Here is a 22,772-nt window from a genome sequence, read left to right on the forward strand (position 1 = left end):
GGTATGTCCCGTGTTAAACAGATGACGCTGCGACATGGGGATGGAGTTGGAATGCGTCTGATTTGCCTGAACGGTTGGGGCGGAAAGCTCCACGATGAACTTGTCCCTTATATTGTCTCGTCCGACCCCGATATCTTATGTCTGCAGGAAGTGGTGCACACACCGGTCGCCACACAGGACTGGCTGAGTTACCGTGATCACGGCATCGAACTACCGCAGAGGGCGAATTTCCTGCGTGATGTCGCCGAGGCCTTGCCGGATCATGTGGCGATATTTTGCCCTGCGGCGCAGGGCGATCTCTGGCAGGGCGTGACTCGATATTCTTCCCAATGTGGACTGGCGACATTCGTACGCAAGTCCATAGCCATCGTTGCGCAGGCGCAGGGGTTTGTGCATGGAGCCTTCTCCGCGGATGGATATGGCGATCATCCACGTTCACGCACGGGCCATGCCATCAGGGTTTTTGACTTCACGACCGGTCAGCCCGCCGTTATCGCCCACATGCACGGCCTGCGAGATCCCAACAACGGCAAGCACGACACCTCCGACCGTCTGGCGCAGGCAAAACGTCTCGTCCAACTTGTAAAAAACATTGCGGAGGATGGCGACAGGATCATCGTCTGCGGCGACTTTAATGTCCTGCCAGAGAGCCAAACCTTTGCCATACTCAAGGAGTTGGACCTCGTCGAGCTTGTCACCACACGCGGCTTTACCGATACTCGGACGTCACACTACCCCAAACAGAACCGCTATGCGGATTACGTGTTGGTCAATGAGGCCGTGAAAATCGACTGCTTTGACGTGGTGAAAAGGCCGGAAGTATCGGACCACTGCCCCCTGCTCCTGGAATTCCACTGACAATTGGGTTGCCTTTCCCGACATCGTCATTTGCTCGATCAACGCACCAGCCTTATATCGCTCGTTACCACCGTCTTGCCTGTCTTCCCATCCTTGTCCGTGGTGCGCAGCCGCAGGCCGTTATCGCCGATTTTCTCTATGGTCATGGCGGCGGTACGGTCACCGTTGATGTCGCGTTGCCAGCGGACAGTGAGATTGATCGCATTTCCCCGGCGATTACCAGCGAGCGCGGAAGGGCGGCCGGAAGGTCCCGTGTAAGTGCCGCTGTAACGCGCACCGCTTGCTGCCAGATCGGCGGCGATGGAGCGTTTTACCACGAGGAGTCCGCGGCAGGTTCCGGACATGCGCAGCGCCGTTTGCCGAGCGTTGGAATTCAGCGTGCAATTTACGTTGATTGCCGGCCTGCCTATGCGGGTTATCACCGTCCCCTTCCCGATCCACGTGCCCTGAAGCGACGACAAAAAGGTGCTTTCATCGGCGGCGGCTGGCCGCATGGCAAAAAAACCTGCCGTAATGGCAATGATCGTGGCGCTGATTGTTCCTGTTCTCGTCATGGAGCGGTTACGTTGGTTTGGTTTCGTTCAAACGCTAACGCGCCATCGCGCTCGGATGTTCCATCGCGATGATGCCGCACAGGTCACCCAATCGGCTTTATAAACAAAAAAGGAGGCCCAAAGGCCCCCTGGTCTTTATTCAATTGTATGGAAATCCGGCGTCAACCGACGAATGCCCGCTCGATCACGAATTCGGCCGGCTTGTTGTTGGCGCCTTCGTTAAGGCCTGCCTTTTCAAGCAATTCCTTGGTGTCCTTGAGCATCGCCGAAGAACCGCAGATCATGCCGCGATCGACGTCGGGATCGAGCGTCGGCACACCAAGATCAGCAAACAGCTTGCCGTTCTCGATCAGCGTGGTGATGCGGCCCTTGAAGGGGTAATCTTCGCGGGTGACGGTCGCATAATGCTTCAGCTTGTCGCCGACGATCTCGTTCAGGAATTCGTGGTTGCGGATTTCCTCAACCAGATCGAAGCCATATTTCAGCTCGGCCACGTCACGGCAGGTATGGGTGAGGATGACTTCCTCGAACTTCTCATAGGTCTCCGGGTCACGGATCAGGCTCGCAAAAGGCGCGATGCCGGTGCCGGTGGAGAACATGTAAAGCCGTCTGCCAGGCGTCAGCGCATCCAGAACCAGCGTGCCTGTCGGCTTCTTGCGCATCAGGACGGTATCGCCGGGCTTGATCGCCTGAAGATGCGATGTCAGCGGGCCATCCGGAACCTTGATCGAGAAGAATTCCAGTTCCTCGTCCCAGGCGGGGCTGGCGATGGAATAGGCGCGGTAGATCGGCTTGTCGCCGACCATCAAGCCGATCATGGCGAATTCGCCGGAACGGAAACGAAAACCCGCCGGACGCGTCATGCGGAAACGGAACAGGTGATCCGTATAATGCTCCACCGATAAAACCGTCTCGGCGTAAACACCGTCAGGTATCTTGATCGCGAAATCTTCCGTCTTGGCTGGCGCGTTCATTTCAGGTTCCGTCCATTCTTATTGGATGCGACATTCTCCGACCGGGCAATTATACCATTTTTGCTCCGGTTTGAAGGCATGAGAATGTCAATACTGCCATGTGCGTAGGAAATATGTATATAACACTCATATTTCCACGCAACGTGTCATAGAGACGCACGACGACGCCAGCTATAGGCCTCGCCGCCACTCGCCGGCTTGGCTGTCGGCTGATAATAAACCGGAATTTCCGGCAGGCGATTTTCGGACAAACGGCTGATGGCCGTGCCGTTCGTCACCGCAAAGCTGGTGAATCCGGTGCGTAGCATCAGCGGCACCTGATCGATCAGGACGTCGCCAACCGCCCTCACCTCGCCCGCAAAATTAAGACGGCTGCGCAGCAACGAGGCGTGGCTGAATCCGCGACCGTCATTGAAGGCCGGGAAGCTTACGGCGACAAGGTCGATACGGTCGAGATAGGGTCCGAGCCGCGTCACATCGTCGGCGGGCGTGATCAGAACACCGAGGCCGATATCGTTGCTTTCGGCGGCACGAACCAGAAAATCGGCAAGCGGCAGCACCGGCTTCTGCTCCGCTGTCGCTTTCACTTCTTCCGTTTCAATCACCCAGGGATCGTTTTCCACGAAGCCGTCGCGATTCCAGATTTTTGTCATGGCATTCTCCTCAGGCGGCTTCTGCGGCGGAACCGTAAAGCGCGTGCTTGAACGGCTGCGGTCCAACGCGGCGATAGGCTTCAAGGAAGTTTTCTTCCTTCGAAAGGCGCAAGCCCAGATAGGTGTCAACGATGGTTTCGATGGCGTCGGTGACTTTTTCCGGCTCGAAGCCGCGGCCGATGATTTCACCGATCGAGGTGTTTTCATCACCCGATCCGCCAAGCGTGATCTGGTAGAGCTCCGCACCCTTCTTCTCAACACCCAGAAGGCCGATATGGCCGACATGGTGGTGACCGCAGGCATTGATGCATCCGGAAATCTTGATCTTCAGCTCACCGATTTCCGCCTGGCGCTCCGGCGAACCGAAACGGGTGGAAATTTCCTGCGCCACCGGAATGGAGCGCGCATTGGCGAGCGCGCAATAATCCAGCCCGGGACAGGCAATGATATCGGTGATGAGCCCGGCATTGGCGGTCGCAAGGCCAGCGCCTACCAGCGCGCGATAAACCGGCTCGAGATCGGCCAGCGCCACATGCGGCAGGATGATGTTCTGCTCATGGCTGATGCGGATTTCGTCGAAGGCATATTCCGCGGCGATATCGGCGACGAGTTCCATCTGCTCGTCGGTCGCATCCCCCGGAATCCCGCCGATCGGCTTCAGTGAGATCGTCACCATGCCGTAATCGGGATGCTTGTGCGGCGCGACGTTCTGCTCGACAAAACGGGCAAAGCCTTCATCTGCCCGCTTCCAGCGCGCCAGGCTCTCCCAGCCTTCCGGCCGGTCCTTCAGTGCCGGCGGCGCGAAATAAGCGGTGATTGCCGCGATATCGGCATCCGGAAGCTTCAACTCGGTGTTCTTGAGTTCGGCGAATTCGAACTCGACCTGGCGGGCCAATTCTTCAGCACCGGTCTCGTGCACGAGGATCTTTATGCGCGCCTTGTATTTGTTGTCGCGACGGCCATGCAGGTTATAAACGCGCATGATCGCCGTGGTGTAGGACAACAGGTCCTCTTCCGGCAGGAAGTCGCGGATTTTCTTGGCGATCATCGGCGTGCGGCCCTGTCCGCCGCCGACATAGACGGCGAACCCGATCTCACCCTTGTCGTTCTTCTTGAGATGCAGGCCGATATCGTGAACCTGAATGGCCGCACGGTCGCGTTCGGCGCCGGTGACAGCGATCTTGAACTTGCGCGGCAGGAAGGAGAATTCCGGGTGCACGGAAGACCACTGACGCAGGATTTCCGCATAGGGGCGCGGATCGGCGACCTCATCGGCAGCCGCGCCAGCGAAATGATCGGCGGTGACGTTGCGAATGCAGTTGCCGGAGGTCTGGAGCGCATGCATCTCCACGCCCGCCAGTTCGGACAAGATGTCCGGCGTATCGGAAAGGCGCGGCCAGTTGTACTGGATGTTCTGACGGGTGGTGAAGTGGCCGTAACCCCGGTCATATTTGCGGGCGATATGGGCCAGCATCCGCATCTGCTTCGAATTCAGCGTGCCGTAGGGAATGGCGACGCGCAGCATATAGGCGTGCAGCTGAAGATAGACGCCGTTCATCAGGCGCAGCGGCTTGAACGCATCTTCGGCCAGTTCGCCGGACAACCGGCGTTCGACCTGGTCGCGAAACTGCGCCACGCGGCCTTCAACAAATGCGTGATCGAACTCGTCGTAACGGTACATATTCTTCCTCAGACTGCGATGAATGCTGCATCGGCCGGCTTGTAACCGGCGGCATAGTGCATGGTCGGGCCGGCGGCGCGGATGCGTTCGCGAAGACGCGTCGGCCAAAGCTTGCCATTCTCCTCGACGACGTCGATGATGGCCACATCAACGACCTTGTTGGCGGAAAAATCCCGCTTGCCGATTTCCTCGAGCGAGGCGACCGCCTCCGCATGGCGGGCAACGATTGCGCCCTGCAGGTTCTCCGTCCACTCCCCGTTGGCATCGAGCCAGACGGCGATGCCATCGCTCAGCCGGTTGGCGGTCAAAACCTTGTCAGCCATTTACATACTCCCGTTTGAAATCCGCCGGCCGCACTGACGATGCAAGCGCCTCGGACCTGTCAAAATTAGCGCCCGCCACCGCATCGCCAATGATGACCATGACCGGGCCGGTCAGTTCATCGTGATATTCGAGTTCGGGCAGATCGTTCAGTGTGCCATGCAGCAGGCGGCGATCCGCGCGGCTGGCGTTTTCGATGACGGCGACGGTGGTTTCCACACCAAGCCCTGCATCGATCAGCCGCTTCGCGACCGAAGCAGCAACGCTGCGGCCCATATAGACGGCGATGGTGGCGCCGGAAACCGCAAGCCGCGCCCAATCGGGCAGAACATCGCCCGCCAGATCGTGGCCGGTTGTGAAAATCAGAGATGAAGCGACACCGCGCAGAGTCAGCGGCAATTCGAAATCCGCAGCCGCGGCAAAGGCCGAGGTGATGCCGGGCACGATCTCATAGGCAATACCGGCCTCGCGCAGCGCCGCCATTTCTTCGCCCGCCCGGCCATAGACCAGCGGATCGCCGGATTTGAGGCGCACGACGCGCTTGCCATCTTTGCCGAGGCGCACCAGCAGGCGGTTGATCTCATCCTGCGATTTGCTGTGGCAGCCCTTGCGCTTGCCAACGGAGAGGCGCTCGGCGTCGCGGCGACCCATATCGACAATCGCCCGCGGCACAAGCGCGTCGTAAACGATCACATCGGCTTCCATCAGTACGCGCTGCGCGCGCAGCGTCAGCAGATCTTCAGCGCCCGGCCCCGCGCCGACGAGCCAGATACGGCCTTCGCTGCGTTCGGGCGATTGCAGCAGGCGGCCGACGGCCTGACGAGCGGAGAACGTGTCGCCAACAGCGACGGCATCCGCCACCTCACCTGAAAAGAACCGTCGCCAAAAATTGCGCCGCAAGGCGCCCTTCGGCACGTTCTCCTCGGCCGCATCACGATACTGCACGGCAAGGCGCGCAAGCTTGCCAAGCGAAGGCGACAGCATCTGGTCAATGCGGGCGCGGATCATCTGGGCGAGAACAGGCCCTGCCCCTTCCGTGCCGATAGCCACGGCGACGGGCGCGCGGGCGACGAGCGCGGGGGTAAAGAAATCGCAGAATTCCGGCTGATCCACCGCATTGGCAGGGATTTTCGCGGCGCGCGCGACGGTGACGATCTCACGGTCCAGCGCCTCGTCGCCGGTAGCGGCGAAGACCAGCGTGGCGCCTTCGACCAATTCGCCGGCGAAAGCCAAAGCCCGATGATCAATGCCGTTTTCGCTGATATAACGGGCAAAATCGGCTTCCGGCTGGTCGGCATAGGCAATGATATGCGCGCTGGTATTGGCGAGAAGCCTTACCTTCGCGAAGGCTTCATCGCCATTTCCGAAAACAGCGACCTGCTGCCCCTCGACCCGGAAGAAAGCGGGGAAGGTTGAAAGGCGGTCGCCAGCAGCGGAAAAATCATGTTCGTTGTGCATTGGATATATATCCCGCATTGCGGTGCAAGATTGAAGAAACAGAAATTCAAGCCTTTCCGGCACCTGGATTTTTATTTCTCGAAGACCCCGGTTTTGGAGGAAAACAAACCGGCGATGCTTTTCCACACCCGCGCTAGCCCTGAGAATCCCCTCGCAATCCCTTGACAAAGCGGGTCCCCACGCCGAACAAGGAGCGACAATCGACTGTCGATTTCCCCATGCGAAGACCGCTTTTTCTTAAAGCGGCACGAAGGAACAGACCCTTGACCAACCCCACCCTCGCCGCCCGCCTTCTCGATGTCATCGAACACGATATTCTGCCCTTGACGTCGAGGGGCGTCAGCCTTGGCAACAAGGTTTTCGGTGCGGCGATCCTGCGAAAATCGGACCTGTCGCTGGTTATCGCCGAGACCAATAACGAGCTGGAAAATCCGCTCTGGCATGGTGAAGTGCACACGCTGAAGCGGTTTTACGAGCTGGGCGAAAAGCCGAACACGAAGGAACTGATTTTTCTCTCCACCCACGAACCCTGCACCATGTGCATGTCCGCCATCACCTGGGCCGGTTTCGACAATTTCTATTCCTTCTTCAGCCACGAAGATTCCCGCGACGCTTTCGCGATCCCGCATGACCTGAAAATCCTCAAGGAGGTCTTCGGACTGGAACCGGGCGGCTATCGCCGCAACAATGCGTTCTGGAATTCGTATTTCATCGCCGATCTGGTGGAGCGTGAAGAGGACCCGCTGAAAACCGCGTTGAAAACGCAGACGGCCCGTATCAAGACCGCCTATGACGATCTTTCCACCAGCTACCAGTCGTCCAAGAGCGGCAACGATATTCCATTGAACTAAAGCATTTCCGGCGGACGTGCGTGGCGGTTTTCTGTCCGGGCGATGCGCGGAAACAAAGAACGAAGGTTTGAGACATTATGGAAGCCTCGAAGGATATTTCCCGCCTGATCGAGATCATGGAAGCGCTGCGTCAGCCGGAAACCGGCTGCCCCTGGGACGTCGTGCAGACCTTCGAGACAATCAAGCCCTATACGATCGAAGAGGCTTATGAAGTTGCCGACGCCATTGAGCGCAAGGATATGGACGATCTTTGCGAGGAGCTGGGCGACCTGCTGTTACAGGTGGTTTTCCATGCCCGTATTGCCGAAGAGCTGGGTGAATTCGCCTTCGGCGATGTGGTGCAGGCCGTCACCGCGAAGATGATCCGCCGTCATCCCCATGTCTTCGCCGTATCCGACGCCGACACGTCGGACGGCGTCAAACTGCAATGGGATCGCATCAAGGCGGAAGAGAAACGCGAGCGTGCAGAGCGACGCGCGCGACGGGGCATCACCGAGGATTTCAAGGCAGGCTTTCTGGGCGGTGTACAGCGTAGCCAGCCGGCGCTGACCGAGGCCCTGAAGCTACAGGAACAGGCAGCGCGTGCCGGTTTCGACTGGTCGAACCCCGCTCCCATTCTCGACAAGATCGAGGAGGAAATCGCGGAACTGCGTGAGGCGCTGGCGGAAGGAAAACCGGAAAAGGTCTCGGACGAGCTCGGCGATCTCATTTTTGCTCTCGTCAATATCGGCCGGCATGTCAAAGCCGATCCGGAAGATGCGCTGCGCGGTACGAATACGAAATTCCGCAGACGTTTCAATCACATCGAAACGTCGCTCACCCAAAATGGCGAAACGCTGGAAGAAGCGAGTCTCGAGAGAATGGAAGATCTCTGGCAGGCGGCGAAACGCATCGAACGTTCGCTTGATACGGTTTCATCCTGATCGCAGGGATATGTGGTGGATCCGGTAAGGCACAGCTTTTCCACTATGACTGCCGAATGCATCTGGCAGCAGCGCAGCATCCGCAACCGCCACCCCGGATTTAGAGCGAGGTCCAGCGCGACCAGGTCTTTGATCGCAAAAGACTCTTCTCACGGCGCAGACGCGATAAGGCTGTATTCCGGTTCAAGGCCGGAACGACGGAGAGAGTTTGGCACAATGCAGGGAGCGCTCAGCGCTCCCAGTCTTCCCGCTCGCGAACCGTCGCTTTTCCAAGCTTCCGTTCCAGTTCGGCCGCTTGCGCTTCCGACAAGCGCACATCGAGCGCGACCGATCCGTCCTCGTGATCTTCACGATTGTCTACGATGGAATTGCTATAGACCCAGGATATCAGCGGCAACTGCTCAACGGAAAGAACCACGGTGGTTTCCGTCAGAACACCGGAAAGACGCTTTGAAATCTCGTCCATCAGGGCATCGACGCCCTCACCCGTGATGGCCGAAACGGCGCGGATATCGGAACGACCTTCGGCGCGCTGCATGATGGCGTCATGCGCTTCCGGCTCCAGACGGTCGACCTTGTTCCAGACCTCGATGATGCGCTTTTCCGCTTCCTTCTCGTCAATGCCGAGGTCACCGAGAATACGCAACACATCCGCAGACTGGGCAGCATTGTCCGGATCGGACATATCGCGCACATGCAGAACGAGATCGGCTTCCAGCACCTCTTCCAGAGTGGCGCGGAAAGCGGCGACCAGATGCGTCGGGAGATCGGAAATGAAACCGACCGTATCGGACAGGATGACGGTGCGGCCATGCGGCAGCTTCATGCGGCGCAAGGTCGGGTCGAGCGTGGCGAACAGCATATCCTCCGCCAGAACGCCAGCGCCGGTGATGCGGTTGAACAGCGTGGATTTGCCGGCATTGGTGTAACCGACCAGCGCGACGATCGGATGCGGCACCTTGCGGCGCTTGGCGCGGTGTAGCTGCCGCGTGCGCACCACCTGCTCCAGCTCGCGCTCCAGCTTGACGATGCGTTCCTGCAAAAGCCGGCGGTCGGCCTCGATCTGGGTTTCACCCGGACCGCCCATGAAGCCCGCACCGCCGCGCTGGCGCTCAAGGTGGGTCCAGCTTCGGACGAGGCGGCCCTTCTGGTAGTTCAGATGCGCAAGATCGACCTGCAGCGTGCCTTCCTTCGTGGAGGCGCGGCGGCCGAAGATTTCAAGGATCAGACCCGTGCGGTCGATGACCTTGCAATTCCAATGCTTTTCGAGATTGCGCTGCTGCACCGGGGTCAGCGGATGATCGACGATCACCAGGCCGGAATCGGTCTCATCGAGAAGATGACCGATTTCTTCGATCTTGCCGGTTCCGAACAGCGTGGCCGGGCGCGGCTGGTTCACCGGAACGATGAGACCCTGCGTCACTTCCAGATCGATGGCGAGCGCCAGTCCCTTTGCTTCCTCAAGCTTGGCTTCGACCGAACGGCCGGGGGTAGCCGGGCCGGCAGCCGCATCGCGGGTTTCGCGCTGCTTGAGGACCGGCACGAGGACGACCGCACGCATGTCGTCACGGCGCTTTTCCTGCTCCGGAATAATCGATTCGTTCGAGGTGTCGCGCGTTGAAATGGGTTCAGCCTTGTCCAGAAAGAGGATTGCGGCCGACCGCATCGGCGCGGGCGGCCATGGGAATTAACCTGACGGCACGGGAAATGTTCCCGGTCCGGGTCAGTCTATGTCGAATATTCGTCGAGGGAGCCCGATCAGGCAGCGCCTTCTTCGCTTTCGAACATCTGCATCGGCTGGCCGGGCATGATGGTGGAGATCGCATGCTTGTAGACAAGCTGCGAATGACCGTCACGGCGCAGAAGCACGCAGAAATTGTCGAAGGAGGTGACAACGCCCGTCAGCTTGACGCCGTTGATCAGGAAAATCGTGAGCGAAATCTTTTGCTTACGAACGGTATTGAGGAAGAGATCCTGAAGGTTTTGAGAACGTTCCGCCATGGCGCCGCTTCTTTCTTTTTTGCCGGCAGGGATACCGGAAAATAATCAATCAATAATAAGCCGGCCGAGTCTTGTCCCCCGCTTGGCCGACCTCAAACTCTGGTATCAAATCGTGTTCCGTTCCGCAACGGTCAAAACAGCCGAATGAGTACGAGTATTGACCCACATTTTCAATTCGGGACAGTCAAAAATATTGTATCGACACACGGAAGAGTTGTTCAACATCGCGCACCGCATCGGCGGATGCAAACAGCACGACGCGGTCCTTCGCCTTGATTTTCGTGCTGCCATCCGGGCGGATCACCACCCCGTCGCGATAGATCGCCCCGATGCGCACACCCTCCGGCATGTCGATGTCGCGGAAGGACTGGCCGACCAGCGGCGACGTTTCCAACGCTTCCGCTTCGATCACCTCTGCCGAGCCGCGCTGGACGGCATAGACTGAGCGGATGCGCCCCTTGCGCACGTGCTGAAGCACGCGGGAGATCGTAACGGCCCGCGGGTTGATATAGGCATCGAGGCCCAGAGAGCGGGAGACATCGTGGAACGACGTACTGTTCAACAGCGCCAGATTCGATTTGCAGCCGAGTTGTTTGGCGATCACCGCAGCCAGAATATTGGTCTGGTCGTTATTGGTGAGCGTCACAATAAGATCGGCATCCTGAATATCGGCCTGCATGAGGATTTTCTGGTCAAGCGCCGAGCCATGCATGACGATGGTGTGGCTTAAGTGTTCAGATGCGGCAACCGCCCTGTCGCGGTCCGCCTCGATGATCTTCACCCGCGTTTTCGGCTGCAGTTCCTCGATCTTGCGCGCGACGAAGTGTCCGATATTGCCGGCGCCCGCAATCACGATTCGCTGCGCCTCCTGCTCCTCATGGCCGAAAAGACTTAAGGTGCGGCGGGCGTGATGGCGCTGGCAAATGACATAGGCAAGGTCGCCCACCCGCAATTGCTCGGAGGAATGCGCAACCTTGAGAACGCCGCCCCGGTAGACGCCCACTACCGTGGCGATGAGGTCGGGAAAGAGGCTGGAAAGCTGGTGCAGCGGCGTGTTGATGACCGGACAATCCTCCATGCACTCGATTGCCAGCATGGAGATCGTATCGTCTGCAAACCGAACCACATCGGTCGCGCCCGGAAAGGCGATGCGCCGCAGCACCATCTTGCCAACTTCGACTTCCGGGGAAATCGTTACATCGATGGACATGTTCTCGCGGCTGAAGAGATCGGCATATTCCGGCTTCAGATAGCTCTGGTCGCGGATGCGGGCGATTTTGGTCGGCACGCTGAACAGGGCATGCGCCACCTCGCAGGCGACGATGTTGATCTCGTCATGCAACGTCACGGCGATGATCATGTCGGCCTGATCGGCGCCGGCCTTGGCCAGCATGTCGGGATGGGCGCCATGACCGACGTAACCGCGCACATCCAGCGTCTCGGTAATGGCGGTGATGAGCGGCGCGGCGGTATCGATCACCGATACTTCGTTGTCCTCTCGAGACAATTGTTCGGCGATGCCGTAGCCCACCTGCCCTGCGCCGCAAATGATAACTTTCATGCTGTCTCTCTGACGGAATAATCGGTTACGCCGAAGCGCCTTCTTCCCTTATACGCCGAGAGATTTCAGTTTGCGATGCAATGCAGACCGTTCCATGCCGACAAATTCCGCCGTTCGCGAAATATTGCCGCCGAAGCGGTTGATCTGCGCCATCAGATAGTCACGCTCGAACATCTCACGGGCCTCGCGCAGCGGCAGGGTCATGATGTGCTGATCGCCCTGCGCCGAAATCTTCGGCAGCATGTCGCCAATATCCGAGGGGAGCATGTCGGCCGAGATCGGCGCTTCGCCGCCTTCGGGACGGGCAAGAATCATCAGCCGTTCGATATTGTTGCGCAACTGCCGGATGTTACCCGGCCAGTCATGTGTCTGGAGAACGGCCATGGCGTCGTCACCGATCTTGCGCGGGCGGATGCCGGCCTGCTCGGAAATCTGGCGCATGAACATGTCCACGAGGAAAGGAATATCCTCGCGTCGTTCGGAGAGCGCCGGGACCTTCACCGGCACGACAGCGAGTCGATGATAAAGGTCTTCGCGGAACTGGCCTTCGGCGATCAGGCTTTCGAGGTGATGGGCGGTTGAGGAAATGATGCGCACATCCACCTTCACCCGCTTGCCGCCGCCGACGCGCTCGAACTGTTGGTCGACCAGCACCCGCAGGATCTTGTTCTGCGTTTCGCGCGGCATCTCGCCGACTTCATCAAGATACAGCACGCCGCGATGGGCTTCTTCCAGAGCGCCGACCTTGCGCGGCTGCCCGGGAAGTCCTTCCGTGCCAAAAAGCGCGATTTCCATGCGGTCCGGCGTGATCGTCGCGGCGTTAAGGGCGACGAAGGGTCCGCTCGCACGCGAGGACTTCTTGTGCACCATGCGCGCCACGAGCTCTTTGCCGGAACCGGAAGGACCGAGGATCATTATGCGGCTGTTGGTGGGAGCAACCCGGTCGATAGTCTGGCGAAGCTGCGACACCGCAAGCGACGCGCCGACGAGTTCAACCGCGTCACCGGTGCGCTTCTTGAGTTCCTGAACCTCACGCTTGAGCTTGGAGTTTTCCAGCGCCCGCTCGGCGATCAGGATGAGGCGGTCGGCCTTGAAGGGCTTTTCGATGAAGTCGAAAGCGCCGCGCTTGATGGCGTTGACAGCGGTTTCGATATTGCCGTGACCGGAAATCATGACGACAGGAATTTCGGGGTGACGGCTCTTGATTTCGTCCAGCAGCGCCAGACCGTCGAGCTTCGAACCCTGCATCCAGATGTCGAGAAATATCAGGCGCGGCACCCGCTCCGAAATGGCGGCCAGCGCGCTGTCGCTGTCAAACGCCATGCGGGTCTCGTGGCCTTCGTCGGAAAGAATGCCTGCTACGATTTCGCGAATGTCCGCCTCGTCATCCACGACCAAAATATCAGACGCCATATGCTGCTTCCTTGTTATTTTCGCCGCCGACCGCCTCGATATAGGGCAGCAGCACTCTGATCATGGCGCCGTGGCCGTGATCGAACTCCGGCGGGGCATCGTGGAGTTCCAGATACCCGCCATGCTCTTCGATGATTTTCTTGACGATGGCCAGACCGAGGCCCGTGCCCTTGTCCCGCATCGTCATATAGGGCTCGAGAATGCGGTGACGGTTCTCGACGGGCAGACCACGGCCATTGTCGATGATATCCGCCACGAAACGCGAATTGGCCTCGTCGAAGGATGCGCGCACCAGGATTTTCCCCGGCCGTTTTTCGCCTTCCACCGCCTCAATCGCCTCCGTCGCATTCTTGATGAGATTGCCGAAGGCCTGACCCAGCATGCGGGCATCAAACATGCCCTCCAGCGGGACATCGCCGAGCTCGGTCGAGAACTTCGTATCGGCCGCGCTGATTTCGCGCAGGAATGCCGCATCCTTCAAAATCGCCCGCAGGTCCGATTTCTCCTTCGTCGGCTTTGGCATGCGCGCAAAGGCCGAGAATTCATCGACCATACGGCCGATATCGCCTACCTGCCTGACTATGGTGTCGGTACACTGATCGAAGATGGCGCGGTCGTTTTCATCGATCTGCTTGCCGAAACGGCGCTTAATCCGCTCTGCAGAAAGCTGGATCGGCGTCAGCGGGTTCTTGATCTCATGCGCGATGCGACGCGCCACATCCGACCATGCGGTCGAACGCTGGGCGATGACGAGATCGGTGATGTCATCAAGTGTGATGACGTAGCTGTCACGGCTGTCGCGAGCATCCTCACGGGTCACCTGCACATTCAGCGTCCGCTCCTTGCCGCGCCGCATGATATTGATCTGCTTGCGGAAGTTGCCGCGAGACCAGGTATTGGCCTCGTTGACGACCTGTTCGATTTCAGGCGCGATCTCCGACAGTTGCGCGCCGATAAGCTGTTCGGAGGTCTGCGCCAGAAACTCTTCGCCCGACGGATTGACGATGGTGATCCTGCGGCTCTCATCGACACCGATAACGGCGGCGGTGACGCCCGACAGCACGGCTTCGATGAAGCGGCGACGGTCGTCGATATCGTCCTTGGCCTCAATGATCTGTTCCTGCTGACTGCGCAGTTCAGAAACCATCTTGTTGAAGGTACGCGACAGACGCCCGACGTCGCCATCGACAGCGCGAACGGGAACCAGCACATGCATGTTGCCGGTAGCGACGCTGTCTGCAGCACTGATGAGGAGGCGGATGGGCCGCACGATACGGTCAGCCACCGCGATCGCCGTCCAGATGGCCGCCAGAAGAACGATCAGCGCAAAACCGAGATAGAGGATCGCAAAAGCGATCTGCAGCGGCGCACGGCCCGCCTCCATAGCCTTGTATTCGGCGCGGTTCTCCTCCATCAGCCGCATGGCGCCCATCACCTTGGGATCGACAGCGCGCACTGTGTAAAGGAAGGTGCCGCTGATACCTTCAAGCTTGATGATTGCGCCAACGAGGTTGGTGATACCGGGCGGGATCAGCGTCGGTTGGCCGGCGGCTGCTTTTTCAAGCGCGTCGTGCGGTATGGCGGGAAGCGGGTTTTTGGTCTTGATGTCGGCCTGGGCGACAGCATCACCGTCCTCCTGCACCAGAAACGCGCCAAGAAGACCGCGCCCCTTGGCCTGACGGGTCATCAGATCGACGAAGCCGGTGCGATCCAGATAAAAAAGCGCACGGTTGCGGTCGAGGTCGGTCGCCATCGACAGGGTCTGCCCCTGAAGATAACCGGCATTCTCCATCATATAGGCTTGGGCGATATTGCTCGATGAATCGACAATCGACTGCGTGCGCAGCGAAAACCAGCGGTCGAGGCCCACATTCAACGTCAAGCTGGCGAAGATGGCGACGAGGACCGCGGGGGTAATCGCCACGATGGAGAAAAGCACGACGATGCGGACGTGCAGGCGCGCCGCCGCCCTGCCCTTTTTGCGCGCTTTCAGCAGCCGGTTGATTTCGCGCCCGATAAGGAACATCAAGCCGATCACGAAGATCGAATTGATGACGACAGAGGCGATGACGACGTTCGATGTCGGTGCGATTGGCGTGACGCCCAGAAGCACGAACAGGGTGATGATGGCGCAAACGAGAGCGACGCCGGCGAGCACCAAACCCGGCAGAGCGAAAGACATCCTGCGATCGGCAACCACCATGCCCGCTGCTTCGTCGGCAACGGCGTTTTCGGCGGCGGGTTTCCGCATGCACTACTCCCAATCGCTGGCCAGCCAGCACCACATTTCTGAAGTCAGGCGAGACGCGCCTCAGAGCGGCGAATCTCTTCCCTTCCTAGTGTTTTTCAAGCAACACAATGTGGCGAAAGTGCAACGATAAAGGCGGCCTTGTCAACATTCTCAGGTAGGACGGGAACTACGATAAACGGAAACGCCAAGCTCGCGGATTTTCTTGCGCAGTGTATTGCGGTTCAAGCCAAGAAGATCGGCGGCCTTGATCTGGTTGCCGCGCGTCGCAGTCAAGGCGGCGAGAATCAACGGATATTCGAGTTCCCGCAGAACGCGGTCATAAAGACCGGGCGGCGGCAGGCCATCGCCGAAACTGGCGAAATAATCCCGCATATTTTCCTCCACCGCCTGTGAAATGGTGAGAGAACCTGTGCGGACCGCCATCTTGTCGAGCGGGCTGTCCGGGACATCCGACTGCAATTCCTGCTCGATGATCTCGCGGGTGATGACTTCCTGCGGATAAAGCGCCATCAGGCGGCGGATCAGGTTTTCCAGCTCGCGCACGTTGCCTGGCCAGGCATAGGCCTTCATGACCTCCAGCGCCTCGCTCTCGAAACGCTTGCCTTCCAGCCCTTCCTTCTCGCCATGCTGGATGAAATGGCGCACCAGATCGGGAATATCCTCGGCGCGGTCACGCAGCGGCGGCAGCCGCAGCGGCACGACGTTCAGGCGGTAATAGAGGTCTTCGCGGAAAAGGCCTTGATTGATCGACTGCTTCAGGTCCTTGTTGGTGGCCGCGACGATGCGGACATCGGTGCGGATCGGCGTGCGACCGCCGACCGTCGTATATTCGCCCTGTTGCAACACGCGTAGCAGCCGCGTCTGGGCGTCCATCGGCATGTCGCCGATTTCGTCGAGGAACAGCGTGCCGCCCTCGGCCTGTTCGAAACGGCCGGTCGAGCGGTTCTGCGCGCCGGTGAAGGCGCCCTTCTCATGGCCGAAGAGTTCGGATTCAATGAGGTCGCGCGGGATGGCCGCCATGTTGATCGCGACGAAGGGTCCGTTGCGACGCTTGCCGTAATCATGCAGCGCGCGAGCCACCAGTTCCTTACCCGTGCCGGATTCGCCGGTGATCATCAGCGTCAGGTCGGTCTGCATCAGGCGCGCAAGAACGCGGTAGATTTCCTGCATCGCCGCCGAGCGGCCAACGAGCGGCATGCCGTCCTGCATGTCGTCATCGAGCTTCGCCGGCTTGCGCTTCGGCTCAGACAAAGCGCGGCCGATGATGGCGATCAGTTCCGTGAGGTCGAAGGGCTTCGGCAGGTAATCGTAAGCGCCTTTTTCAGAGGCCTTGATGGCTGTCATGAAGGTGTTCTGCGCACTCATGACCAGAACGGGCAGGTCCGGGCGGGCCTTCTTGATGCGCGGCAGCAGGTCAAAGGCATTTTCATCCGGCATCACGACATCGGTTACGACAAGATCACCCTCACCCGCCGACACCCAGCGCCAGAGCGTTGCAGCATTGGAGGTGATGCGCACGTCATAACCGGCGCGGCTCAGCGCCTGATTCAAAACGGTGCGGATTGCGGCATCATCATCGGCGACGAGGATCGTAGCTGTCATCTGTCATTTCCTGTCGAGTTCGGCAAAGAGCTGTCGTCGAGCGCCACTTCCGGCGAGACGGGCATCAATACGCGGAAGGTCGTGCGGTGGTTCTGGCTGTCGCATTCGACGATGCCACCATGGGCGCCGATCAACTTCGCGACCAGCGCCAGCCCGAGGCCGGAACCATTCGTCTTGGTGGTGATGAAAGGATCGAAGAGGTGCGGCAGAAGGTCGGCCGGGACGCCGGGGCCATTGTCATGTACGCAGAATTCGAGCGGCAGCGAGATGCGTTCGCGGCTGCCGGCAACCGAAAGACGGATGCCGGGGCGATAGGCGGTCGTCAGCACGATTTCGCCATCCGGCTGATTGCCCACGGCTTCCGCCGCATTCTTCACGAGATTGAGAAAGACCTGCACCAGCTGGTCGCGATTGGCATAAACCGGCGGCAGCGACGGGTCGTAGTTCTCGGAAATCTTGATATTGCGGGCAAAGCCGGCCTTGGCGATGGCCTTCACATGATCCAGCACGGAATGGATGTTAACCGGCACGCGATCCACCGGCCGCTCGTCGGAAAACACCTCCATGCGGTCAACCAGCGAGACGATGCGGTCGGTCTCATCGCAGATCAGCCGCGTCAGCGCCCGGTCCTCATCGGCAACCGAGGTCTCCAGCAACTGGGCAGCGCCGCGAATGCCGGAGAGCGGGTTCTTGATCTCATGCGCGAGCATGGAGGCAAGGCCGGTAACGGAGCGTGCCGCAGCGCGATGCGTCAGTTGCCGGTCGATCTTGTCGGCCATCGACCTTTCCTGGAAGACGACGACCACCGATCCCGGTTCGCTGACAACAGGCGCAACGTAAAGATCGACCAGCTTGTCCTGGCCGAGACGCGGCGAACTCAGATCGACGCGATATTCGTTGACCGGCGCGCGGCGCTCGCGCACCTGATCGATCAGCGCAAGCAGCGGGCTGCCGAAGGGAATGAAGGTGGAAACACGGTAGCGCGCGAGATGGGAGGCGCTTGCCCCGAAAAAGGCTTCGGCTTCCCAATTGGCGAAGGCGATGAAACCTTCGGCATCCACGAGGATGACGGGGTTCTGCACCGCGTTCAAAACCGCCATGGCAAGCGGGTTTCCATCTGCCGGGCTATGTTTGTCAGCGCTCATGCGGCCTTCCTTGCGGCGTTTTCGCCCGCATTTGCGCAAAGGGCGGTGCGCAGCAGATCCGCCACCTCTCCCGTGTCACGCGATGTCATGATTTGAGCCTTGTCGGAGGTGGCGAACTCAGGTGCAAAACGGTCGAGATACCAGCCCAGATGTTTGCGGGCGTGCCTAAGACCGGCTTCCCTTCCGTAGAATTCCAGCATCATCTCGTAATGTTCGATGGCGATGGCGGGAATATCGTCGTGGTGCGGGGCTGAATGTCCGGCGAGCACCGCCGGCAGCCATGGCTGCCCCTGCGCGCCGCGACCGACCATGACGGCATCCGCACCCGAACGGCGCAGGATTTCGCGTGCAGCATCGGCCGTTTCCACATCGCCATTGGCGATCAGCGGTACGGAAATCACCTCGCGCACGGCGCGGATGGCATCCCAGTCTGCCCGTCCCTCGTAAAACTGCATACGGGTGCGGCCGTGAATGGTGATGAGCTGAACGCCAGCGGCTTCGGCACGGCGGGCGATCTCCGGCGCATTGATGGTGTTCTCGTCCCAGCCGAGCCGCATCTTCAGCGTCACAGGCACGTCGACTGCATTGACCGTTGCCTCGATGAGCGAGAGTGCATGATCGGGATCGCGCATCAAAGCTGAGCCGGAATAGCCACCCGTCACCTTCTTGGCAGGACAACCCATATTGATGTCGATGATTCCAGCGCCGTTATCGGCAGCGATCTTCGCCGCCTCAGCCATGAAATGCGCCTCGCGCCCGGCAAGCTGCACCATATGCGGAAACATGCCGGCGTTTTTCAGCCGCGCCCAGGATTCGCCTCTGTTAGCGACAAGCTCACGGCTTGCCACCATTTCCGTCACGACAAGGCCTGCGCCATAACGCCAGGCAAGTTGCCGAAACGGCAGATCCGTCACGCCCGACATGGGCGCCAGCACGGCACGATTACGGATCGTAACTGGGCCGATGCTGAACGGTTCTGACAACTCCGGAAGATGCAATTGATGATCTTTCATGCAGAAGGTTTATTTGCATTATTTTTAGACAGTGTTTGTGCGGTTGCCAAGCACTTTTAGAGGGTTGCACCTTTTATTTGCTGGGCGATTGCCTGCCTGTTTTGCTGTCGGCAGCAATTTGTGCAGGTTTGAACGCGCAATGGCTGCTGATCCTGCGGCATGCAGGGGCGAATGCGCGTCATATCGGGCTGGCCATCCGGGTTTTGAAACGCTAGAGCAGGACTGTCAACCGCTAAGGGTTGCGCGCAAAGCATAAGACCAATGCAGGAAAGTACTATGAAACTCGGCATCGTCATCGTCGCCGCCGGACGCGGAGAAAGAGCGGGCTCTCCCGAGGAAGGGCCGAAACAATATCGCCCGATCGGAGGCCGGGCCGTGATCGAGCATACATTGTCCACCTTCCTCGATTGGGATCATGCCTCCGCCATCGTGATCGTCAGTCATGCAGACGATGCAGCACTGCTGTCGCCAATCCTCCAGCGGCTTGATTCCGGCGGGCGGATCGTCACCGTCACGGGCGGCTCAACACGCCAGCAATCAGTGCTTGCCGGGCTGGAAGCGCTTGCCTCGGAAGAGCTGACGCATGTGATGATCCATGATGCCGTGCGGCCTTTCGTCCCCGTGGACATGCTGGAACGGATCGTCGCCCTGCACCGGGCCGGCGCCAGCAGCGTCCTGCCCGCCCTCCCCGTCACTGACACGCTGAAGCGCGGTGCGGGTAACGTTGTTGCAGAGACTGTTTCACGCCAAGGACTTTATGCTGCGCAGACGCCACAGAGTTTCACCTTCGGCGATATTCTTGGAGCACATCGCGCCGCTTCCGCATCTGGCAAAACCGATTTCACCGATGATGCATCGATTGCCGAGTGGGCAGGACTGACGGTGACGCTGACAGAAGGTTCGGTCGATAATGTAAAACTCACTCTCAAGCGGGATATCGCCATGGCCGATGAAAAGCTCTCCAACGGATTGCCGGACGTGCGCACCGGCAATGGTTACGACGTGCATCAGCTGGAGGCCGGCGATGGCGTGACGCTCTGCGGCATCTTCATCGAGCATGACCAGAGACTGAAAGGCCATTCGGATGCCGATGTGGCGCTGCATGCGCTGACGGACGCCCTGCTCGCCACCTGCGGTGCCGGCGATATCGGCGATCACTTCCCGCCTTCCGATCCTCAATGGAAGGGCGCCGCTTCGCGCATCTTCCTCGAACACGCGGCCAAAGTGGTGCGCGACAATGGCGGCACGATCATGAATGCCGATGTCTCGCTGATTGCGGAAGCACCGCGCATAGGTCCGCACCGCCAGGCGATGCGGGAAGCACTTTCGGACATGCTCGGCATTGCGCTGGAGCGCTGCTCGGTGAAAGCGACGACCAATGAGACGATCGGTTTCGTCGGCCGCCGGGAAGGCATTGCTGCAATCGCCACAGCTACGGTCGTCTACAGGGGCAGACCGTTATGAGCCTTTTTCCCGCGGACATAGAAGAGTTGGCGCGGCGGATCATTGCCGATTTCACCGCGCATGGTTTCATGGTCTCGACCGCGGAAAGCTGCACGGGCGGCCTGATTGCCGGCGCGCTGACGGAGATTGCCGGCTCCTCTGCTGTCGTGGATCGCGGTTTTGTGACCTATACCAATGAAGCCAAGATGGACATGCTGGGGGTCGGCGCCGAGACGCTGGCAACATTTGGCGCGGTTTCCCGGCAGACGGCGCTGCAGATGGCGCAGGGCGCCCTCTTCCGCTCGCGCGCGGATTTCGCCGTGGCGGTGACTGGCATTGCCGGCCCGGGCGGCGGCTCAGCCGAAAAACCGGTGGGGCTTGTGCATCTGGCCGCCAAGGCGCGCAACGGCAACCTCCTGCATCACGAGATGCGCTACGGAGATATCGGCCGAACCGAAATCCGGCTTGCGACCGTCAGGACGGCGCTTGAGATGCTGATCGCCCTCAATCAGGCGGGTTCGGTGTAAATTTTGTCGGCACGCGTTTCGAAGGCTTCCGCAAACATGCGGAAGGCCCGGTCGAACATCGACCCCATGACCGCGCCGAGCAGGCGGTTCTTGAATTCATAATCGATGAAGAAATGAATCGTCGTGCCGCCATTTTCGGCAGCTTCGAAACGCCAGCGATTGTCGAGATACCTGAAGGGGCCGTCGATATATTTCACGTCGATGGCGCGCTCGGCCGGGTTCAACAGCACCTGCGTGGTGAAGGTCTCACGAATGGCCTTGTAACCCACGGTCATATCCGCCACCAGTAGCACCTTGCCATCGCGCTCCTTGCGCGAGCGGACGGTGAGCGCCTCGCAAAGGGGCAGAAACTGCGGATATTTCTCCACATCGGCGACGAGGTCGTACATGCGGTCGGGCGAGTGTTTGACGTGGCGATGCGTTTCGAACTGTGGCATGAGCGGCAGTTAATCCTCGATACGCAGAAGATCAAGAAGGCGGCGAAACTGTTTTCGGCTTTTCAGCTGGAATACCGGCACATCAGGACCATACAACGCGAAATTCCGCTCGAAGATCGGCGTATGGCGCCGCTCGAAATTCCAGATATAGCGCAGGAATTCGACGTCTATTCTTTCAGGGCACCCCTCCGCCATTTCCGGGCGGGCCTTGCCATAACCCTTGATCGCCCGGCTGACGGCGCCCCACAGGCAGAGCCAGCGCGGCATGCGCACCCACAAAACGATATGGGATCGCGGCAGCCGCATATCGAAAGACGACGGATTGCTGCCGTCCATCAGCCAGCGCTCTTCGGTAATGATGGCGGCTATCCTTTCTCGCTGCTCTTCGCGCGGGCGCGCCCGCCAGCCGGGCAGCCAGAAAACATCCCGATCCATGGAGATGTAGCGAAGCCCGAAATTGTGCGCGAGCTTCTGCGAAAGCGTCGATTTGCCGCCGCCGGAACAGCCCACGACCATGATTCGCTGCGCCCCGGCGATGATCGCAGCAGCATCCTCCACCCTGTGAAGATAATTTGGCATTTCTGACACCTCATCTGACTGCCGAATATTTTCTGCCATCTCCTCGCAGCGATATCGTCACCGCGCATGACAGTTACGGAAAATTGACTATTGTAACCCCGTCGCAGGGATTGCTATTTATTTGCGACTAATATTACACCCATTGGATGTAACGACGCTGGAAGCTCCCGATTTCACCCAGCGTATTCATCCTTGGGTTCAGACCCGACATATAACCGCTTTGAGCCACTGAGTGAGCCGATGGACGATTTTTCCAACATCATCAACCTTCTCGAATCCGCCAAGCAACTCGCATCGATGAACGGCATGCCGGTGCTTGCCTATCTGATCGACGTCGCGAAATGCGAAGCGAGAGAGAACAAGCCGGTTCTGCGCAAGCGCAAACGCGGCGAATCGACCGCCAAGGAAGACTGTTAATCGCCGGCGCGCAGAGCCGACCGATAAAGCCGACTGGCCCATTCTTCAAGACGATGTCATAATCAAGTGATGAACTGGCCGCTTTTTCGAGGCGGCCATTTCTTTGCAAA

Annotated in this window: 23 protein-coding genes; 7 read left to right on the forward strand and 16 right to left on the reverse strand. The window is 59.4% G+C overall.

Translation table 11 applies throughout. The features are described from left to right. Window positions 1–51: 51 nt before the first annotated feature. A complete protein-coding gene (locus tag PL597_RS08215) occupies window positions 52–858 on the forward strand; it encodes an endonuclease/exonuclease/phosphatase family protein (protein WP_271364940.1) in 807 nt (268 codons plus the stop codon). A gap of 38 nt (window positions 859–896) precedes the next feature. Here the strand turns inward: PL597_RS08215 and PL597_RS08220 are convergent, their stop codons facing one another. Next, on the reverse strand, window positions 897–1,352 hold the full coding sequence (locus PL597_RS08220) for a hypothetical protein (protein ID WP_269834603.1): 456 nt from the start codon (window positions 1,350–1,352) through the stop codon (window positions 897–899). Here PL597_RS08220 and PL597_RS08225 point away from each other — a divergent pair. After that, the gene (locus PL597_RS08225) at window positions 1,351–1,515 is read left to right on the forward strand and encodes a hypothetical protein (protein ID WP_271364994.1); all 165 of its coding nucleotides are present in this window, start codon (window positions 1,351–1,353) and stop codon (window positions 1,513–1,515) included. The two genes, PL597_RS08220 and PL597_RS08225, sit on opposite strands and share 2 nt — an antisense overlap. A gap of 58 nt (window positions 1,516–1,573) precedes the next feature. Here the strand turns inward: PL597_RS08225 and PL597_RS08230 are convergent, their stop codons facing one another. From PL597_RS08230 to cysG, 5 genes are all read right to left on the reverse strand, one after another. After that, the gene (locus tag PL597_RS08230) at window positions 1,574–2,386 is read right to left on the reverse strand and encodes a ferredoxin--NADP reductase (protein ID WP_137410277.1); all 813 of its coding nucleotides are present in this window, start codon (window positions 2,384–2,386) and stop codon (window positions 1,574–1,576) included. A gap of 146 nt (window positions 2,387–2,532) precedes the next feature. Next, entirely contained in the window at window positions 2,533–3,039 is a 507-nt protein-coding gene (locus PL597_RS08235; protein WP_077982933.1) for a DUF934 domain-containing protein, read from the reverse strand. Between the two features lie 10 nt (window positions 3,040–3,049). Continuing rightward, window positions 3,050–4,720 carry a nitrite/sulfite reductase gene (locus tag PL597_RS08240; protein WP_271364941.1) on the reverse strand — a complete coding sequence of 557 codons (1,671 nt, stop codon included), beginning with the start codon at window positions 4,718–4,720 and terminating at the stop codon, window positions 3,050–3,052. 8 nt (window positions 4,721–4,728) lie between these two features. Beyond that, window positions 4,729–5,043: a DUF2849 domain-containing protein gene (locus PL597_RS08245; RefSeq protein WP_077982333.1), complete on the reverse strand. Its 315-nt coding sequence runs from the start codon at window positions 5,041–5,043 to the stop codon at window positions 4,729–4,731. Then, window positions 5,036–6,499, reverse strand: coding sequence for a siroheme synthase CysG (cysG, locus tag PL597_RS08250; RefSeq protein WP_269823966.1), 1,464 nt, complete (start codon window positions 6,497–6,499; stop codon window positions 5,036–5,038). The genes PL597_RS08245 and cysG overlap by 8 nt, the downstream gene beginning before the upstream one ends. 218 nt (window positions 6,500–6,717) lie before the next feature. Between cysG and PL597_RS08255 the strand changes: the two genes are divergently transcribed. Together PL597_RS08255 and mazG are read left to right on the forward strand one after the other, a co-directional pair. After that, window positions 6,718–7,350: a deaminase gene (locus PL597_RS08255; RefSeq protein ID WP_373692757.1), complete on the forward strand. Its 633-nt coding sequence runs from the start codon at window positions 6,718–6,720 to the stop codon at window positions 7,348–7,350. A gap of 77 nt (window positions 7,351–7,427) precedes the next feature. Continuing rightward, window positions 7,428–8,273: a nucleoside triphosphate pyrophosphohydrolase gene (mazG, locus tag PL597_RS08260; protein WP_271364942.1), complete on the forward strand. Its 846-nt coding sequence runs from the start codon at window positions 7,428–7,430 to the stop codon at window positions 8,271–8,273. Window positions 8,274–8,502: 229 nt separating this feature from the next. On the opposite strand, the gene hflX is transcribed toward mazG, so the two are convergent. The 8 genes from hflX to dusB all read right to left on the reverse strand — a co-directional run bounded on the left by hflX (window position 8,503) and on the right by dusB (window position 19,259). Beyond that, on the reverse strand, window positions 8,503–9,939 hold the full coding sequence (hflX, locus tag PL597_RS08265; protein WP_271364943.1) for a GTPase HflX: 1,437 nt from the start codon (window positions 9,937–9,939) through the stop codon (window positions 8,503–8,505). Window positions 9,940–10,031: 92 nt separating this feature from the next. Beyond that, window positions 10,032–10,274 carry an RNA chaperone Hfq gene (hfq, locus tag PL597_RS08270; protein WP_003496145.1) on the reverse strand — a complete coding sequence of 81 codons (243 nt, stop codon included), beginning with the start codon at window positions 10,272–10,274 and terminating at the stop codon, window positions 10,032–10,034. Between the two features lie 184 nt (window positions 10,275–10,458). Then, entirely contained in the window at window positions 10,459–11,835 is a 1,377-nt protein-coding gene (gene trkA, locus PL597_RS08275) for a Trk system potassium transporter TrkA (protein WP_077982336.1), read from the reverse strand. A 48-nt stretch (window positions 11,836–11,883) separates the two neighbouring features. Continuing rightward, window positions 11,884–13,248, reverse strand: coding sequence for a nitrogen assimilation response regulator NtrX (gene ntrX / locus PL597_RS08280; RefSeq protein WP_003521348.1), 1,365 nt, complete (start codon window positions 13,246–13,248; stop codon window positions 11,884–11,886). After that, window positions 13,238–15,499, reverse strand: coding sequence for a sensor histidine kinase NtrY-like (locus tag PL597_RS08285; protein WP_271364944.1), 2,262 nt, complete (start codon window positions 15,497–15,499; stop codon window positions 13,238–13,240). The genes ntrX and PL597_RS08285 overlap by 11 nt, the downstream gene beginning before the upstream one ends. 150 nt (window positions 15,500–15,649) lie before the next feature. Further along, on the reverse strand, window positions 15,650–17,101 hold the full coding sequence (ntrC, locus tag PL597_RS08290) for a nitrogen regulation protein NR(I) (protein ID WP_077982338.1): 1,452 nt from the start codon (window positions 17,099–17,101) through the stop codon (window positions 15,650–15,652). Further along, window positions 17,098–18,246, reverse strand: coding sequence for a two-component system sensor histidine kinase NtrB (locus tag PL597_RS08295; protein ID WP_077982339.1), 1,149 nt, complete (start codon window positions 18,244–18,246; stop codon window positions 17,098–17,100). The genes ntrC and PL597_RS08295 overlap by 4 nt, the downstream gene beginning before the upstream one ends. Then, window positions 18,243–19,259 carry a tRNA dihydrouridine synthase DusB gene (gene dusB / locus PL597_RS08300; protein WP_271364945.1) on the reverse strand — a complete coding sequence of 339 codons (1,017 nt, stop codon included), beginning with the start codon at window positions 19,257–19,259 and terminating at the stop codon, window positions 18,243–18,245. The genes PL597_RS08295 and dusB overlap by 4 nt, the downstream gene beginning before the upstream one ends. 276 nt (window positions 19,260–19,535) lie before the next feature. On the opposite strand from dusB, the gene PL597_RS08305 reads away from it, so the two are divergent. Both PL597_RS08305 and PL597_RS08310 read left to right on the forward strand, forming a co-directional pair. After that, window positions 19,536–20,723, forward strand: coding sequence for a bifunctional 2-C-methyl-D-erythritol 4-phosphate cytidylyltransferase/2-C-methyl-D-erythritol 2,4-cyclodiphosphate synthase (locus tag PL597_RS08305; protein ID WP_077982341.1), 1,188 nt, complete (start codon window positions 19,536–19,538; stop codon window positions 20,721–20,723). After that, window positions 20,720–21,229 (forward strand): CinA family protein, encoded by a 510-nt coding sequence (locus PL597_RS08310; RefSeq protein WP_137410266.1) that lies wholly within the window; start codon window positions 20,720–20,722, stop codon window positions 21,227–21,229. Before PL597_RS08305 ends, PL597_RS08310 begins: the two co-directional genes overlap by 4 nt. Here PL597_RS08310 and PL597_RS08315 read toward each other — a convergent pair. Then, complete coding sequence (locus PL597_RS08315; RefSeq protein WP_137410265.1) at window positions 21,211–21,666, reverse strand: type II toxin-antitoxin system RatA family toxin; 456 nt, start codon at window positions 21,664–21,666, stop codon at window positions 21,211–21,213. The genes PL597_RS08310 and PL597_RS08315 overlap by 19 nt on opposite strands. A gap of 9 nt (window positions 21,667–21,675) precedes the next feature. Beyond that, complete coding sequence (locus PL597_RS08320; RefSeq protein WP_137410264.1) at window positions 21,676–22,245, reverse strand: AAA family ATPase; 570 nt, start codon at window positions 22,243–22,245, stop codon at window positions 21,676–21,678. A 240-nt stretch (window positions 22,246–22,485) separates the two neighbouring features. Here PL597_RS08320 and PL597_RS08325 point away from each other — a divergent pair, with 240 nt between their 5' ends. Beyond that, a complete protein-coding gene (locus PL597_RS08325; RefSeq protein ID WP_003496171.1) occupies window positions 22,486–22,662 on the forward strand; it encodes a hypothetical protein in 177 nt (58 codons plus the stop codon). Window positions 22,663–22,772: the final 110 nt, after the last annotated feature.

Source organism: Agrobacterium sp. ST15.13.013 (assembly GCF_027956525.1).
Lineage (GTDB): Bacteria > Pseudomonadota > Alphaproteobacteria > Rhizobiales > Rhizobiaceae > Agrobacterium > Agrobacterium salinitolerans.

What these genes read in the sequence shown, in the direction of transcription:
- PL597_RS08215 (WP_271364940.1), top strand. Translation starts at nt 52, where the DNA reads ATGCGTCTGATTTGCCTGAACGGTTGGGGCGGAAAGCTCCACGATGAA.
- PL597_RS08225 (WP_271364994.1), top strand. Translation starts at nt 1,351, where the DNA reads ATGGCAAAAAAACCTGCCGTAATGGCAATGATCGTGGCGCTGATTGTT.
- PL597_RS08220 (WP_269834603.1), bottom strand. Translation starts at nt 1,352, where the DNA reads ATGCGGCCAGCCGCCGCCGATGAAAGCACCTTTTTGTCGTCGCTTCAG.
- PL597_RS08230 (WP_137410277.1), bottom strand. Translation starts at nt 2,386, where the DNA reads ATGAACGCGCCAGCCAAGACGGAAGATTTCGCGATCAAGATACCTGAC.
- PL597_RS08235 (WP_077982933.1), bottom strand. Translation starts at nt 3,039, where the DNA reads ATGACAAAAATCTGGAATCGCGACGGCTTCGTGGAAAACGATCCCTGG.
- PL597_RS08240 (WP_271364941.1), bottom strand. Translation starts at nt 4,720, where the DNA reads ATGTACCGTTACGACGAGTTCGATCACGCATTTGTTGAAGGCCGCGTG.
- PL597_RS08245 (WP_077982333.1), bottom strand. Translation starts at nt 5,043, where the DNA reads ATGGCTGACAAGGTTTTGACCGCCAACCGGCTGAGCGATGGCATCGCC.
- cysG (WP_269823966.1), bottom strand. Translation starts at nt 6,499, where the DNA reads ATGCACAACGAACATGATTTTTCCGCTGCTGGCGACCGCCTTTCAACC.
- PL597_RS08255 (WP_373692757.1), top strand. Translation starts at nt 6,718, where the DNA reads ATGCGAAGACCGCTTTTTCTTAAAGCGGCACGAAGGAACAGACCCTTG.
- mazG (WP_271364942.1), top strand. Translation starts at nt 7,428, where the DNA reads ATGGAAGCCTCGAAGGATATTTCCCGCCTGATCGAGATCATGGAAGCG.
- hflX (WP_271364943.1), bottom strand. Translation starts at nt 9,939, where the DNA reads ATGCGGTCGGCCGCAATCCTCTTTCTGGACAAGGCTGAACCCATTTCA.
- hfq (WP_003496145.1), bottom strand. Translation starts at nt 10,274, where the DNA reads ATGGCGGAACGTTCTCAAAACCTTCAGGATCTCTTCCTCAATACCGTT.
- trkA (WP_077982336.1), bottom strand. Translation starts at nt 11,835, where the DNA reads ATGAAAGTTATCATTTGCGGCGCAGGGCAGGTGGGCTACGGCATCGCC.
- ntrX (WP_003521348.1), bottom strand. Translation starts at nt 13,248, where the DNA reads ATGGCGTCTGATATTTTGGTCGTGGATGACGAGGCGGACATTCGCGAA.
- PL597_RS08285 (WP_271364944.1), bottom strand. Translation starts at nt 15,499, where the DNA reads ATGCGGAAACCCGCCGCCGAAAACGCCGTTGCCGACGAAGCAGCGGGC.
- ntrC (WP_077982338.1), bottom strand. Translation starts at nt 17,101, where the DNA reads ATGACAGCTACGATCCTCGTCGCCGATGATGATGCCGCAATCCGCACC.
- PL597_RS08295 (WP_077982339.1), bottom strand. Translation starts at nt 18,246, where the DNA reads ATGAGCGCTGACAAACATAGCCCGGCAGATGGAAACCCGCTTGCCATG.
- dusB (WP_271364945.1), bottom strand. Translation starts at nt 19,259, where the DNA reads ATGAAAGATCATCAATTGCATCTTCCGGAGTTGTCAGAACCGTTCAGC.
- PL597_RS08305 (WP_077982341.1), top strand. Translation starts at nt 19,536, where the DNA reads ATGAAACTCGGCATCGTCATCGTCGCCGCCGGACGCGGAGAAAGAGCG.
- PL597_RS08310 (WP_137410266.1), top strand. Translation starts at nt 20,720, where the DNA reads ATGAGCCTTTTTCCCGCGGACATAGAAGAGTTGGCGCGGCGGATCATT.
- PL597_RS08315 (WP_137410265.1), bottom strand. Translation starts at nt 21,666, where the DNA reads ATGCCACAGTTCGAAACGCATCGCCACGTCAAACACTCGCCCGACCGC.
- PL597_RS08320 (WP_137410264.1), bottom strand. Translation starts at nt 22,245, where the DNA reads ATGCCAAATTATCTTCACAGGGTGGAGGATGCTGCTGCGATCATCGCC.
- PL597_RS08325 (WP_003496171.1), top strand. Translation starts at nt 22,486, where the DNA reads ATGGACGATTTTTCCAACATCATCAACCTTCTCGAATCCGCCAAGCAA.